Annotated in this window: 12 protein-coding genes; all 12 read left to right on the forward strand. The window is 60.5% G+C overall.

Annotated elements, in window-relative coordinates; genetic code table 11:
- Nucleotides 1-248: 248 nt before the first annotated feature.
- The 12 genes from C3F12_09060 (at nt 249) to C3F12_09115 (ending at nt 15,671) form a co-directional block, all read left to right on the forward strand.
- Complete coding sequence (locus C3F12_09060; protein ID PWB46416.1) at nt 249-1,532, forward strand: efflux RND transporter periplasmic adaptor subunit; 1,284 nt, start codon at nt 249-251, stop codon at nt 1,530-1,532.
- Nucleotides 1,533-1,835: 303 nt separating this feature from the next.
- Nucleotides 1,836-4,982: a CusA/CzcA family heavy metal efflux RND transporter gene (locus C3F12_09065; protein PWB46187.1), complete on the forward strand. Its 3,147-nt coding sequence runs from the start codon at nt 1,836-1,838 to the stop codon at nt 4,980-4,982.
- A 213-nt stretch (nt 4,983-5,195) separates the two neighbouring features.
- Nucleotides 5,196-6,524, forward strand: a complete 1,329-nt coding sequence (locus C3F12_09070; GenBank protein ID PWB46188.1) for a hypothetical protein — start codon at nt 5,196-5,198, stop codon at nt 6,522-6,524.
- Complete coding sequence (locus tag C3F12_09075; protein ID PWB46189.1) at nt 6,521-7,888, forward strand: DNA-binding response regulator; 1,368 nt, start codon at nt 6,521-6,523, stop codon at nt 7,886-7,888. The genes C3F12_09070 and C3F12_09075 overlap by 4 nt, the downstream gene beginning before the upstream one ends.
- 514 nt (nt 7,889-8,402) lie before the next feature.
- Nucleotides 8,403-8,762 carry a hypothetical protein gene (locus C3F12_09080; GenBank protein PWB46190.1) on the forward strand — a complete coding sequence of 120 codons (360 nt, stop codon included), beginning with the start codon at nt 8,403-8,405 and terminating at the stop codon, nt 8,760-8,762.
- 158 nt (nt 8,763-8,920) lie between these two features.
- The gene (locus tag C3F12_09085) at nt 8,921-9,235 is read left to right on the forward strand and encodes a hypothetical protein (protein PWB46191.1); all 315 of its coding nucleotides are present in this window, start codon (nt 8,921-8,923) and stop codon (nt 9,233-9,235) included.
- A 141-nt stretch (nt 9,236-9,376) separates the two neighbouring features.
- Nucleotides 9,377-9,706: a hypothetical protein gene (locus C3F12_09090; protein PWB46192.1), complete on the forward strand. Its 330-nt coding sequence runs from the start codon at nt 9,377-9,379 to the stop codon at nt 9,704-9,706.
- 105 nt (nt 9,707-9,811) lie between these two features.
- Nucleotides 9,812-9,997, forward strand: coding sequence for a hypothetical protein (locus C3F12_09095; protein PWB46193.1), 186 nt, complete (start codon nt 9,812-9,814; stop codon nt 9,995-9,997).
- A gap of 215 nt (nt 9,998-10,212) precedes the next feature.
- Nucleotides 10,213-10,701: a hypothetical protein gene (locus C3F12_09100; GenBank protein ID PWB46194.1), complete on the forward strand. Its 489-nt coding sequence runs from the start codon at nt 10,213-10,215 to the stop codon at nt 10,699-10,701.
- A 453-nt stretch (nt 10,702-11,154) separates the two neighbouring features.
- A complete protein-coding gene (locus C3F12_09105; protein PWB46195.1) occupies nt 11,155-11,625 on the forward strand; it encodes a universal stress protein in 471 nt (156 codons plus the stop codon).
- 282 nt (nt 11,626-11,907) lie between these two features.
- On the forward strand, nt 11,908-13,113 hold the full coding sequence (locus tag C3F12_09110; protein PWB46196.1) for an acetate kinase: 1,206 nt from the start codon (nt 11,908-11,910) through the stop codon (nt 13,111-13,113).
- Nucleotides 13,114-13,268: 155 nt separating this feature from the next.
- Nucleotides 13,269-15,671, forward strand: a complete 2,403-nt coding sequence (locus C3F12_09115) for a phosphoketolase (GenBank protein ID PWB46197.1) — start codon at nt 13,269-13,271, stop codon at nt 15,669-15,671.
- The last annotated feature ends 64 nt before the right edge of the window (nt 15,672-15,735 follow it).

Raw genomic sequence — 15,735 nt, forward strand, 5'->3', positions numbered from 1 at the left:
GCGGCTGTTGATGTCGTGCCCAGCCCAGGCGTGTCAGGTGCGGGAGTTGTGGGGGCGCGATTGATCGCGCCCAGTGCAGGATACGAGGAGACACAGTACGAGGCTCGATGTGGGCGCAATGAATTGCCGCCCCTACGCCGGCGGCTGTTGATGTCGTGCCCAGCCCAGGCGTGTCAGGTGCGGGAGTTGTGGGGGCCGATTTATCGCGCCCAGTGTAGGATACGAGGAGAGAAATTGAGGGAGGAATGATGCAACAGAGGACACAGTGGGTTATCGCTTCGACTGTCCTGATCGCCGCGGCCGGCGCCATCTTCGTCGTCTGGTACGATGGCGGGATGCGTCTCCAGGAGCGGCTTAGCGACAGGACGCCGCCCCCTCGGGAGCCGCTCGCCCAGTCCCAAGAAAAAGGCGAGCGCGCCGGACACGAGGGTATGTCGATGCTGGCCTCGCAGGAACCGCAGAAGGCTGCCGGCGAGATGGGAATGGCGCCGGGGGCCGTGATGGTCAGTCCGGAGCGCCAGCAGTTGATCGGGCTGAAGACGGGTGTAGTCGAGCACCGGTCGATTGAGCGGACGATCCGGACGGTCGGCGTCGTCGAGTTCGATGAGCGACGCCTGGCCGACGTCAATGTCAAGATCGAGGGGTGGATCGAGAATCTGCTGGTCAACTTCACCGGGGAACCTGTCAGGAAGGGCCAGCCGCTCCTCACCATTTACAGTCCGGATCTGGTTTCGACCCAGGAGGAGTACTTGCAGGCGCTGCGGGCGAGGGAGACGCTGGCCAAGAGCCGCTTCACAGACATCGCGTCCGGAGGGGAGACATTGGTCAAGGCGGCGAGGCGGCGTCTGCAGTTCTGGGATATCAGCGACGAGGAGATTGCCGCTCTTGAACGAAGCGGGACGCCCCGCAAGAGCTTGACGATTTACTCGCCGATCGATGGGGTCGTCATCGAAAAGATGGCGTTACGCGGCAAAAAGGTGATGCCCGGCGAAACTCTCTATAAGGTTGCCGATCTGTCCACCGTCTGGGTCCACGGGGAGATCTACGAATACGAAGTTCCTCTGGTCAAGCGTGGCCAGGCGGCCAGCGTGACACTGGCCTCGTACCCCGCCGAGGTCTTTCATGGCAAGGTGAGCTACATCTACCCGGTTCTGACAGAGAAAACGCGGACCGTCAAGGTCCGGTTCGAGTTTCCCAATACGAAGGATTGGAAGCTGAAGCCTCAGATGTACGCCAACGTCGAGCTGAAGATTCCTTTGGGTAAGCGCCTCGTCGTTCCCGATGAGGCACTGCTCGACAGCGGGACGAGACAGCTCGTCTTTATCGATAAGGGGCAGGGGACCTTCGAGCCGCGGGATGTAAAGGTGGGCGCCAGGGTGGAGGGTTACGCAGAGATTCTGGCCGGCCTATCGGCCGGCGAGCGGGTGGTGACCTCAGCGAATTTCCTGATCGACTCCGAGAGCCAGCTTAAGACGGCAGTCGGCGGGATGGGTGGCATGCCCGGCATGGAGATGGGAAAGCGGGCGCAATGAATTGCGCCCCTACACAGGCGGCTGTTGATGTCGTGCCCAGCCCAGGCGTGTCAGGTGCGGTAGTTGTAGGGGCGCGGTTTACCGCGCCCAATGCGAGGCATACGATGCGTAAGGCGGGCGACAGGTGACTTCGCTTAATCTTGCCGCACGTCCTTGTGCGGCTCGAATCGGCGCCGACAGGCTGCGCTGTCCGTGCTTCGCCTGCCATCGACGACGCGTCGTCACCTGTCGCCCACCCCAGGCGTTTCAGGCGCAATGCATTGTAGGGGCGCTGCTTGCTGCGCCCAGTACGGGGGTTATTCGATGATCTCGCGGTTGATCGAGTGGAGCGCCACTAACCGATTCATCATCGGCCTCTTTACCCTTTTTGCCATCGCCTGGGGCCTCTGGGCCATTGGGAATACGCCCCTGGATGCCATCCCCGACCTGTCCGACGTCCAGGTCATCGTCCAAACGGAGTGGGCAGAGCGAAGCCCGACCCTCGTAGAAGACCAGATCACCTATCCGATTGTGGTGGCGCTCCTGTCAGCCCCCAAGGTGAAGGTGGTCCGCGGGTTTTCCTTCTTTGGCATCTCGTTTGTCTATGTCATCTTCCAGGATGGCACGGATCTGTACTGGGCCCGGACTCGGGTGCTCGAGTATATGCAGGGGGTGCAGGACCGATTGCCCGATGGTGCGACCCCGATTCTGGGACCGGATGCGACCGGCGTGGGCTGGGGGTTTGAATATGCCCTGGTAGACGAGACAGGCCGGCACGATTTGGCCCAACTTCGGACGCTGAACGACTGGTACGTGCACCACTGGCTCCTGTCGGTCCCCGGCGTGGCCGAAGTAGCGCGGGTTGGCGGCTTCGTCAAGCAGTACCAGGTCACGATCGATCCCGCCACCCTGCTCGGGTTCAAGCTCCATCTGGAGCGGGTGATCGAGGCGATCCGGAAGGGGAACAACGATACCGGCGGCCGGGTGGTGGAGTTTACCGGACGAGAGTATATGGTCCGGGGTCTCGGCTATATCAAGTCGATCAAAGACGTCGAGGCGATTGTTGTCGGGACCGACGAACGGGGCATCCCGATCCTGGTCCGGGACATCGGGCGGGTCGGTCTTGGGCCCGACATCCGCCGCGGCGTCGCCGATCTGAACGGCCAGGGTGACGTGGCCGGCGGGATCGTCGTGATCCGGTACGGCGAGAACGCGCTGGACGTGATTCAGCGGATCAAGGACAAGATTCGGCAGATCACGCCCTCGCTGCCGGAGGGCGTCAGGATCGTCACTACCTACGACCGATCCGACTTGATTCACCGCTCCATCGCCACCCTTAAGGAAAAGCTGTTGGAAGAGAGTCTGATTGTCAGCGTCGTCAGCATTCTCTTCCTCTTTCACTTCCGCAGCGCCCTGGTGGCGATTCTCACCCTGCCGATCGCCATCCTCATGTCGTTCGTCGCCATGAACTACATCGGACTCGGTTCGAATATCATGTCGTTAGGCGGGATCGCCATCGCCATCGGAGCTATGATCGATGCGGCCATCGTGATGATCGAGAATGCCCACAAGCGCCTGGAGCATGCCGCTCCAGGAGATGACCGAAACCGGATCATCATTGAGGCGGCCAAGGAGGTGGGTAAGCCGCTGTTCTATTCGCTCCTGATCATTACCGTCTCCTTCATCCCGGTGTTCACTCTGCAGGCCCAGGAGGGGCGGCTCTTCAGGCCGTTGGCCTTCACCAAGACCTTCGCCATGTTCTTCTCCTCCCTCCTCTCGGTGACACTCGTACCGCTCCTGATGATCCTGCTGATCCGCGGCAAGATCCATCCGGAACACAAGAATCCGATCAGCCGGTTCCTGATCTGGGTCTATAACCCGATCGTCCATGCTGTTCTCAAATGGCGGAAGACCACGATCGCCGTTGCGGTGCTCTCGCTGCTCCTCACCATCCCTGTCTTCATGAGGCTGGGCAGCGAGTTCATGCCGCCGCTCTACGAGGGGACGCTCCTGTACATGCCGGTTACCCTCCCTGGTGCGTCGATCACTCAGGTTTCCCAACTCCTCCAGATCCAGGATCGGATCATCAAGCACTTCCCGGAGGTCGAGTCAGTGTTCGCCAAGGGGGGTCGCGCGACCAGCGCCACGGACCCGGCGCCCTTAGAAATGATCGAGACCGTCATCAACCTGAAGCCGGAGGAGGAGTGGCGGAAGGGGCTGACCGTGGAGAGGCTGATCGACGAGTTGGACAACGCCCTTCAGATCCCCGGCGTGACCAACGCCTGGACGATGCCGATCAAGGCGAGGACCGACATGCTCAGCACGGGGATCCGGACCCCCGTCGGGATCAAGGTACTTGGTACAAAGCTGGAGATGATCCAGCGAATAGGACAGGAGATCGAGACGGCGCTCAAGCCTGTCCGGGGGACGCGAAGCGTCTTTGCCGAGCGTACGGCGGGCGGTTACTATCTCGACTTCAAGATCAAGCGGGACGAGATCGCCCGATACGGCCTCACCGTGACGGATGTAGAAGACGTCATCGAGACCGCCATCGGCGGCAGCACCGTCACGACCACAATCGAGGGGCGTGAGCGGTTCCCGGTGAATGTCCGGTATTTCAGGGGGCTCCGCGACAGCCTGGATGATCTGAGGCGTGTCCTGGTGTCGACCCCGATGGGTCCTCAAATCCCGATCACGCAACTTGTCGATCTGAAGCTCTCGAGCGGCACCACCCTGATCCGGAGCGAGGACGCCGAACTGGTCGGCTACGTCTATGTCGATGTCGTCGGGCGGGATATCGGCGGCTATGTTGCCGAGGCCCAGCGAGTCGTGGCGGAGAAGGTAGAACTTCCTTCAGGATACCACCTCATCTGGAGCGGCCAGTTCGAGTATATGGAGCGGGCGAAGGAGCGACTCAAATACGTCATCCCGTTGACGTTGCTCATCATTTTTGTCCTGCTCTATTTCAATTTCGGTTCGCTGGCCAAGTGTCTGATCGTGCTGTTGTCGGTCCCGTTTGCGCTGGTAGGCGGGATTTGGCTGCTGTATCTGCTGGGCTATAATTTAAGCGTGGCGGTCTGGGTGGGGATCATCGCGCTGGGCGGGGTGGCGGCCGAGACCGGCGTCGTGATGATCGTCTATCTGGACGAGGTGTATGAGCGGCGGGCGCGAGAAGGGAAGATGACCGGCGCCCGGGATCTGTACGAGGCGATCATCGAGGGGGCGGTCATGCGGGTGCGCCCGAAGATGATGACGGTGATGGCCATCATGGCCGGCCTGCTGCCGATCATGTGGAGTCATGGGGCAGGGGCGGATGTCATGAAACGGATCGCCGCCCCGATGATCGGCGGCATGGTCACCTCGACCATCCTGACCCTGGTCATCATCCCTGTGATCTACGAGATGTGGCGCAGCCGCCAGCTTCCGCAACCCGGCGCGCCACCGACTGTTCACGGCGAAGGGGAACGTTAGTAACCTGTATCCAAAATTCGCTGCATATTTTCCGACGTCATTTCGCCCCCGATCAGGTCGGGGGCCGCATCGCGGGCGCGAGCCGGAATCCAGGAAATAAGAGGAGTTCTGGATTCCCGCTTTCGCGGGAATGACGGCTAATGACGTTACATTTAGAAATCTGCTGCTGTCCAGTGGGGAGGACCAGGCGTAGGATAACGTGTAGCAGACAGGATGTCGATGGCTCTCATTGACCGGATCACGAGATCCCGCCTTGGACCGGATGAGCTGGCCTACGGAACGCTCAGGTCGCTCAGCTTGATCGGGGGCCTGATTGCGCTATTTCTCGTCCCGGTAAGGCCCGAACATGGCCGGCATCTTGCGCCCCTCTTTGTCGGTTTCCTCATCTACAAAGCGCTCCTCTTTGCATCTGTTCGACTCTGGCCCGAAAGAGTCCGCACGATCTTCATCTGGACCACCTACATCGATCTGACCTTCGTGTTCGTGTTTATCTGGTTCACGGGCGGCCTCGACAGCCATTTCTATCTCCTGTACTATCTTTTGATTGCTCTGGACGCCTATTATTTTGGCTCCCGCGTGGCCTTGTCCGCTTCCATCACAGCGGGGGCCCTCTACGTTGGGGCCGATCTGTTAAGTCCGCCGTCCTACCCTCATCCGGGCCACCTCCCTGCTCGGGTGAGCCTCATGATCTTCCTTGGCACGGCCCTCGGCCTACTGTCGGATCGAGAGCGGCTGGCTCGGCAGAAGGCAGAGACGCTCAACGTCCAGCTCGCAGAGCGACAGGCCAGCCTGGAGCGGGCATATCAGCATCTGCGCGATACCCAGCGACGGCTGCTCCACTCGGAGCGTCTTGCCATGGTGGGGAAACTGGCCGCCAAGGTTGCGCATGAGGTCCGAAACCCTCTCAGCTCCATCAGCCTGAACCTTGAGTTGCTGGAGGATGAGATCGCGGCTGGTTCCGCGCCCCCGGCGGATCAAGCGAAGGGTTTGGTGAGTTCGATCAAGGTTGAAATCGAGCGCCTGACGGAGGTGACCGAAAGCTATCTGCGGCTGGCGAGGCTTCCGGAACCTAAGCTTGCTACCGAATCGCTTGGAGAGCTCCTGGAGAGTCTTTGCGACCTTCTCCGGGGCGAGATGGGGAAGCGGCAGGTCAAGATCGAAGTACGGATCGATCCCGGGATTCCCCTCGTGCTGGTTGACAGAAACCAGCTCAGACAGGCATTCATCAATGTGCTCGGCAACGCTTTCGAAGCGATGCCGTCCGGAGGGTTGGTGACTGTATCTGCAAAAAAGACCGGCGGCCGCGTCGAGATCGCCTTTGCCGACGAGGGTCCCGGCGTCCCTGCCGACCACCTGGAGAAGATCTTTGAACCCTTCTTCACGACGAAGGCGGGTGGGACAGGGCTTGGTCTGGCGATCGCCAAGGAGATCGTCGAGGCCCACGGCGGGCAGATCCACTGCTCAAGCCGCCCCGGGAGCGGGACCGTGGTCGCCATCAGCCTGCCCCTTGGCGAAGGCGAAGAGGACCGAGGCAGGGCATGACCGAGCAAAATGTGATCCTCGTCGTTGATGATGACCAGGCCCTTCGGGAGGCGTTGGGGAAAGCATTGGCCAAGGAAGGGCATGCGGTCATCCTTGCTGCGGACGGGCAAGAGGGTTTGGACCAACTGCGAAACAAGCCGGTGAATGTGACCCTCTTGGACCTGAAAATGCCGGGACTGGCCGGACTTGAACTCCTGAAAGCCGCAAGGCTGCTTGTCCCCGACGTTGAGGTCATCATTATCACCGGCCACGGGACGATCGACGACGCGGTGACGGCAATGAAACAGGGGGCCTATGACGTCGTCACGAAGCCCTTCAGCCGCTTCAATCTGTTGAAGACTGTGGAGAAGGCCCTTGAAAAGCAGAGACTGAGCACGCAGGCTAAGGTCTTGCAGCGCAAACTGGATGAAGTAGAAGAGAAAGACCGGATTGTTGGGATCAGTGCTGCCATGGGCCGGGTCCTGGGGCTGGTGGAACAGGTGGCGGGCAGCGAGGCCACCGTCACGATCCAAGGGGAGAGCGGTACAGGGAAGGAGCTCATTGCGAATCTGGTCCATCGCCTCAGTCCAAGGCGTGAGAGGCCGTACATCAAGGTCAACTGCGCCGCCCTGCCAGAAACCCTCCTGGAATCCGAGCTCTTCGGCTACGAAAAGGGTGCATTCACCGGCGCGCTGACCAGGAAAGCTGGGCGATTTGAGCTGGCGAATAGAGGCACGATGTTTTTGGACGAGATCGGGGACCTGAGTTTGACAACGCAAGCGAAACTCCTCAGGGTCCTCCAGGAAGGCGAGTTCGAACGGCTGGGAGGCACGCAGACCCTCAAGGTCGATGTCCGGCTAGTGACGGCGACGAACCAGGATCTTCGGCAGAGCGTAAGGGAGAAGAAGTTCCGAGAGGACCTCCTCTACCGGCTGGATGTTGTCACTATTGTTCTGCCACCCCTACGCGAACGACCAGAGGATATCCCTCTCCTCGCCGAGCATTTCTTGCGTCGGTATGCCCAAAAAAGCCAAAAGGCACTTTCAGGCTTCTCGGATGCGGCGCTAGCGAGTCTCTTGGAGTACAACTGGCCGGGAAACGTTCGGGAACTGGAACACGCCATTGAGCATGCCGTGATCTTCGCCCGGGAGACCAATATCAGCGTCGACGACCTTCCTCCCGCCATTTCGACTGAGCGGAGGAAGGCCCTGGAGCGGGCCTTGACGATCCCGCTGGGCACACCGCTGGACGAGGTGGAACTGCGGTTGATCGAGGAGACCCTGCGGCTGACCAAGGGCGATAAGGAACTGGCCGCCAAACTGCTTGGAATTGCCAGCCGCACCATCTACCGCAAGCTGAAACGAGGGGAGACTGAACTGGCTTGATCGAATGTCCCGCCGGCATCATTACTTGAGCCGCTTTTGACAACTTATCAGTGCCTTTCCTGGTCTCGAGATTCTCATTGCTCTGGTTCCGATTCAGATAGACTGCTGCGGACTCACCCCGATCAAGCTGTCGGCCTCGCCAAAGAGACTCCTCTCCCGCTGAGATCCCTTTTCATCACCCCGCCAGCACTCCTAAGTGATCCGCTTCACTTGACAAAATGTCGCTCCTTCAAAGCCCATTCTCGCCACGAATGACAGAATGTCAAGGGATCATGGCGGACACTGAGGCCAAGCAATTGAGACGCAAAATCACCGCTGTACTTTCAACAAGTTATGATGCCATTTTTGACGCGCCGTTTGGCATCCAACTTGCCCTCTTCAGTCGTAGGAGATGGTGAAGGTTCGGAGGTTTGAGACCTCTTTGAGTGTAGACGACAACAAAGAGGCCAAAGAGGAAGCGTGAGATCCAGTGGTTGAAGGGTTGAATCGCCGAAGGAAAGGAAGTGCAGAGATCATGCAAAAATTAGGAGCGATCTTGGGAGGGCTGAGCGCCCTAATCCTCGTAACCGGGGTTGAGCTGTCGCTCGCGGCGACTGTCAAGATCACCGACAGTGATCTTCAGCCTGCGACTGTGACGGTCAACCGGGGTGAAGAGGTCATATGGGTGGATGCCACCACTGATCAGAACGCTCATGTGAGCCTGGATTTCAGCAGTTGGCAGACAGGGGTCCGGCTCAGCACAAGCAAAGAAGGCGACGTGCGGGCGAAATTCGAAAAGTCGGGCACCTATGGGTACAGTGCACACGTCACAATGCTTCCCGAGGCCCGCGGCGGAGCTCCGTTTGACCTTCGCGGCAAGGTCGTCGTGAAGTAAGGCTCGATCGAGTTGCGGGCTCACATCAACACAGGAAAGGAAGTGACAGAAGGACAATAGGGGAATTCCTTTAGCGGTAGGGTCGTTGGAGTGGATCAGGTGTGTTTTTCGTAGAACTACATCGGTTCGTTCGATAGTGCGGAAGGAGGTGAGTTTCAATGCGGAGAAAAGGGGTAGGAGCGTTTGCCGTCATCCTGGCAGCCGTCTCCTTTGCCGGGGTCGCTTTTGCGTTCGACGTGACGATCAGCGGGCCGACGATCTCGGTAGGCCCATCCGCAATGACTCCGACGATAAAGCCTGCGGGTGAGTCGACGATGCCGATCTTCAACGTCGAAGAACGGACTGCAGGGGCTGTGAGTGACTTGATGCGAGGCGCCACGACCCCACTGGGACATAGTCTCATACTCGGTGGTTTCAAAGAAGGTGTGCATGAGTTGGCGCCTTACCCTCAGGTTGGGACAACGTCAGAGTAACGTACTGAACCGACCTGAAAGGCTCCAGAGGGGAGGTGATGCAAGCACAATGTGGGAATTCCTCCGGAACTAGGGTTTCCGGATTCTATGAGGTATGGGTATCTTGACGATGGATCGATTCGATGGCGTGGAAGGAGGTGAATGTCGATGCGGAACAAAGTGGCAGGAGCCTTTGTGGCCATCCTGGCGACGCTCGCCTTTGGCGGAGTGGCTTTTGCGGCCCACGGGGCAGCGACGATCAAGGGTGAGGTGATCTCGGTAGACCCCACTGCGATGATCCTGGTGATGAAGCCTCAGGGTGAGAAGATGCTGCTGACTTTCAGGGTCGAGGGGCAGGCTGCAAGGGCATTGGCTAACCTGAAGCGAGGCGACAAAGTGGAAGTGTCGACACACAGCTTCACAGTTGGTGGTCCCCAAGAAGGTGAGCATGAGTGGGAGCCTACCGCTGTGGTCGTCACAAAGTCAAAGTAGCGCACTGAGCCGACCTGAAAGGCTCCGGAAAGGCGGCTCTCGTTGCGAGAGCCGCCTTTCCTCCTGATAATGGTCGAATATGAATAAGGGATGCGAGGGAGTGCGATGTGGGGATTCTTTCAGAATTATGGTCTCTGGATTGTGCTGGGTGTAATTTTCCTGGTGATGCATCGGTTCGGTCTGGGTTGCTGCGGCGGTCATGATCACAGACCGGACCGCGGCAGTGGCGAGGAAGAGGACGAGTCGGAGTTAAAGAGCGAGGGTGGTGGGGGACTGGACCGGCGCCGGTGAGCAGGGTGAGTTGTCACGGTATCGACGCGACTCGCCATTTCTTGTCTTGCTCTATGCTAACTTCGGTTTGTCGGCCAAAGTTCCATTGCTCTGCTGTCGGTTGCGTTCTCGCGGGGTGGGCGGAAATTGGCTATCGCATCTCCCAGCCTGTACTCTATAATCCGAACGTGGTCGTTCGGGTCGGGCATACCGTGTTGGCTTGGGGAGTTCGAGCTATGGCAAACGAAGAACAAATCAAAACAAGTATACCGGAGCCGGATGCGCCTGAAACGATCGAGCGGCTGAAAGCGATCGTCCGGGAGCATCGCGTCTGCTGGGAGGTGTGGCCTGAGCAGCTTGCAGGGGCCGGCTATCGGCCGTTGCAGGTCGGCTTCGATCTGGTGCTGAACGGCGCCCATGCCCACGAGGATCGGCCTTCCGCCGGATGCGAGAAGTGCAAGGCGATTTTCGAGCATCTTCGCCAGATCGCCGAGTGGATCATGCCCAAGGTCGAGCGTCCCTCCCGATACGACATTCAGATCTTCGACCACGCGATTCATTTTGCTCCCGAACGCGGCAATCGACCGGATGTCGCGCTGACCATCAAGATTCTCCACCGCGTCGAGATCGGCAGGCCGGTGGACGAATGCGAGGTGCGCTGCCTCGACGAGATGAAAGCGAAGCTCGCGCAGATCGGCGCTCAGCATCGACAGTGGGTGGACTGACCGTTGAGCTGACCAGTACTGAATTGCAAAAATTAGCGCACATAAATCGTCATACCGGCGAACTGCTGAGGCGCGTGCTCAACTGGGCTCGCAATCAAGACCTGCTTCGCCCCGGAGACCGGATCGTGCTTATTGCGAGTACTCACTGGACTACGACCGGACATAACATGGTCGTAGTCGATGAGGTAAAGTAGGGGACACGAGGAACAGAGAGGGAAGACCGATGCCGCTACAGGAGCCGGAGATTCTGCGAGATCGCGGACGCGATTTTGAGGACGAATTGTTCCGCCTCAATGATCGACTATTGACAGGCTGCCCGAAGAGGGTTATAAATTAAGAAAATTGCCTCGGTATTAAGCGTGAGAGGCATGCTATAGAGTTGTCGAGCCGATTTCCCCAATGTCAGTGAGCGAATGGTAATATAACTTGCTTGACGGGAGGACGTAACATACTATGATACCAACGTATCGGAAAGTGCTGGTGACCACAGATCTTTCCCCAACCGGCAACTCCGCCATCCCCCATGCCTATGCCGTCCTGGCAGGACTGGGCGGCACCGTTATCCTTTGGCACGCGATTGATCTGTCTGGGATACCGTCCTCGGTTTACGCCCAGCGCATGCCTGGGAAACCGCTTGCTGAGCAGCGGGCCGCTCTCCGGGATTCGCTGTTTTCCTCGCTGGAAGCGCTTGTGCCTGAGGAGGCCCGTGCAGAGGGGCGGGTGACAACGGAGATACGGGTGGTCGAGGCCCCGGGAGTGATCCAGGAGGCGATCTGCCAGGACGCCAGAACCCAGGGGGCGGACCTCATTGTGATGGCATCCCATGGCCATTCCGGGATAAAGCACCTGCTCCTGGGTTCAGTGGCAGAGAGTGTGTTAAAGTCAGCCGATCGCCCCGTCCTCGTTGTCCTCAGCCGGGAGTGAGACCTCTCGCCGCTCAGTTGCCGCGTTATGGCGCAACTGCCGATCTATGCATGACGACATAAGTCTCAGCCGGTTTGTCGTTCCACCTGTCTGCGTGCGGACACCCACCCGGCTCCTTTGACCCTTGCCCAAGCCTTCAAGCTCGAGACGAAGGCCGTGCGCACGTCAGGAGCCATTTCCTCCTGCCTCGGCTTGTGCGGGATGGCCTTGCACCGGTGCAATCACTCCTGTGAACGGCTTGGCGACGAGGATCACGGGGAGGCTCCCCGCAGGAATCCGGGAATGATCGTCCTTGCGGTGAATTGCGGCAGCTCTTCCGTGAAGTGTCGAGTGTTCGACGTGACGAATGACCATAAGCCCGTAGCCGTACGAGTGTTGGCGGAGGGCTCGGTCGGAGGCGTTCCGGAGGAGCCTGTGATGGTGCTGCGTACTGAGGCGGGTGCCCTGCGGCAGGCGATCGCCGTGGACGACAACGCGGGCGGTGTCCGACGCCTCCTTCAGGAGCTGACGGGCGCCCTTGGCCTTTCGCGGATCGAGGCGGTAGGGCACCGGATCGTTCATGGCGGAACGCGATTCACGCGCTCGGTACTCATCGACGCGTCGGTCCTGAAGACACTCGAGGAGCTGGAGGAACTGGCGCCGTTGCACAATCGAGCGAGTCTCGCCGGCGTCCGGGCCGCGCGGGCGCTGCTCGGGTGGCGCGTGCCGATGGTCGGGGCGTTCGACACGGCCTTTCATGCCTTCCTGCCCGATCGGGCGTGGCGTTACGCCATCCCGGAGAACCTTGTACAACGGCACGGCGTACGTCGCTTCGGCTTCCACGGCCTCTCGTACCAGTGGACCCTCTGGCGGTTTGGTGAGCTGACCGGGACCCGCCCAGAGCAGGCCAGGATCGTCGCGTTGCATCTCGGGAACGGCTGCTCCGCAGCCGCCATCGAGGGCGGACGCTCAGTGGATACCTCGATGGGCTTCACGCCGCTCGAAGGCCTGGTCATGGGGACCCGAGCCGGCGACATCGATCCGGCGCTGGTGGGTCACCTATCGAGGATGGAAGGTGTGGGAATCAATACGGTAGAGGACTGGCTGAACACGAGGTCAGGGCTGCTTGGGCTGTCCGGACTGAGCCCTGACATGCAGACGCTCCTTGCGCGGGAGGCGGATCACGCGGGCGCGCGCCTGGCCATCGAGGTGTTTTGCTACCGCGCTCGCAAGTATGTGGGCGCGTATCTTGCCGCCCTCGGCGGGGCCCAGGCGGTCGTCTTCACGGGCGGGATCGGGGCCAACTCGCCGGAGATTCGTCGCCGCATTTGCGACGGGCTGCAGTGGTTCGGCCTTCGGATTGATCCTGCGCTCAACAGGCGGGCGGCCGGTGTGGACGGGCGGATCAGCGCGGATGCCGCGCCTATCGCCGGCTACGCGATCTCGCCCGACGAGGAGCAGATCATCGCGCGGGAGACGGTGCAGGTGTGCGAGGGGGGCGGCGAGTGAAGAATATGCACATGTAGCCTCGCCGCAACAACCAAGCCACCGGCGCAGCATTCGATCCTACCTGGCAACTGGTGTCGACACGCCGCGATGTTGTGCCCCCCCCGCGACAACGGTCGACGTGCGCTGAAGTGAACCTCGTAAGGAAGGAGGCAACAATGGATGGTCCGCTTTCCCCCGCCGAGCTTCATGCCATCGACGCCTACTGGCGCGCGGCAAATTACCTGTCCGTGGGCCAGATCTATCTCCTTGCCAATCCAGTGCTTCAGGAGCCGCTCAGGCCGGCGCATGTCAAGCCGAGGCTGCTCGGGCACTGGGGGACGACGCCGGGCCTGAACTTCATCTACGCGCACCTCAACCGGATGATCACAGCGCACGACCTCGACATGATCTTTATCACCGGCCCGGGCCATGGCGGCCCTGGCGTGGTCGCGAATACCTACCTGGAAGGGACGTACAGCGAAATCTACCCGAACATCTCCCGGGACGTGCAGGGTCTGCAGAAGCTCTTCAGGCAGTTCTCGTTCCCCGGCGGGATTCCCAGCCACGCCGCTCCCGAAACTCCCGGCTCGATCCACGAAGGCGGCGAGTTGGGCTATGCCCTCTCACACGCCTACGGCGCGGCCTTTGACAACCCCAACCTCATCGTGGCCTGTGTGGTGGGCGACGGCGAGGCCGAAACGGGGCCCATGGCCACGGCCTGGCACTCGAACAAGTTCCTCAATCCCGTTCACGACGGCGCGGTTCTGCCTATCCTCCATCTGAACGGCTACAAGATCGCCAACCCGACTGTGCTGGCCCGAATCACTCCCGCGGAGCTGGAGAGCCTGTTCGTCGGCTATGGGTACCGGCCTCACGTCGTCGAGGGCGATGACGCTGCGAGTATGCATCAGATGATGGCGGCGACGCTCGAGACGGTGATCGCTGAGATCCGGGCGATTCAGCGCGAGGCCCGTGACAACGGAATCCCGCGTCGCTCCCGTTGGCCGATGATCATCCTCAGAACTCCCAAAGGGTGGACGGGTCCAAAGGAGATCGACGGCAAGAAGACCGAAGGGTCGTGGCGGTCACACCAGGTGCCGTTGGCCGAGCTTGCGGAGAAGCCGGAGCATCTCAAGCTCCTCGAGAACTGGATGAAAAGTTACAAGCCCGAGGAGTTGTTTGATGCGCGCGGAACACTGATCCCGAAGCTGGTCGAGCTTGCGCCGACAGGCCGGCGCCGCATGGGATCCAACCTCTACGCCAACGGCGGCCTGCTGCTCAAGGAGCTCAAGCTCCCGGACTTCCGCGGGTATGCCGTCGAGGTTCCTCGCCCCGGCGCTGTGTTCGGGGAAGCCACACGTGTGCTCGGAGGCTTCCTGCGCGACGTCATGAAGCTCAACAGGGACAGTCGGAACTTTCGGGTATTTGGTCCCGACGAGACCGCGTCAAACCGCCTCTCCGCCCTTTTTGAGGCGACGGACCGGGCCTGGATGGGCGACCGCGTGCCCGAGGACGATCACCTCGCGCCCGACGGCCGCGTGATGGAGATCCTGAGTGAGCACACCTGCCAGGGGTGGCTTGAAGGCTATCTCCTCACCGGACGCCACGGCCTCTTCTCCTGCTACGAGGCGTTCATCCACATCGTGGGCTCGATGTTCAACCAGCACGCCAAGTGGCTGAAGGTGTGCAACGAAATTCCCTGGCGCGCGCCGATCGCCTCGCTCAACTACCTTCTGACCTCCCACGTCTGGCGGCAGGACCATAATGGCTTCTCCCACCAGGACCCGGGCTTCATCGACCACGTCGTGAACAAGAAGGCCGATGTGATTCGGGTCTACCTGCCTCCCGACGCGAACAGTCTGCTTTCGGTGATGGACCACTGTCTCAGAAGCCGAAACTTCGTCAACGTGGTCGTGGCCGGCAAGCAGCCGGCGCCACAGTATCTTGACATGGACGCCGCGATCAAACACTGCACGGCCGGAATCGGAATCTGGGAGTGGGCGAGCAACGACAAGGACGTCGCGCCCGACGTGGTGATGGCGTGCGCCGGCGACGTGCCGACACTGGAGACGCTGGCAGCGGTACGCCTGCTCCGTCAGCACCTGCCCGAGTTGCGGATCCGTGTGGTGAACGTTGTGGATCTGATGCGGCTCCAGCCCAGCGAGGAACACCCCAACGGGCTCACGAACAGCGAGTTCGACACGCTCTTCACCACCGACAAGCCGATCATCTTCGCCTACCACGGCTACCCCTGGCTGATCCATCGGCTGACGTATCGCCGGACGAACCACAAGAACCTCCACGTGCGGGGATACAAAGAAGAGGGCACGACGACAACGCCGTTCGACATGGTCGTCAGGAACGACCTGGATCGCTACCACCTGGTGATGGACGTGATCGACCGGGCGCCGGGGCTGGGCTATCGCGCGGCTCACGTGAAGCAGGCGATGCGCGATAGGCGGATCGAGCATAGGGCCTATATCGTCGAGCACGGCGATGACATGCCCGAGATTCGCGATTGGCGATGGAGTCCGGACGAAGCCGGCAACCAGTACACAAAGAAGCCCCGATCAGTGTAATGAGAGGCAGAAGAGAGTCGTCATGAAGACCATTGCCGGCGCGGTCTGGGGCTACGCGCTCTAT

The organism is Candidatus Methylomirabilota bacterium, assembly GCA_003104975.1.
GTDB lineage: Bacteria > Methylomirabilota > Methylomirabilia > Methylomirabilales > Methylomirabilaceae > Methylomirabilis.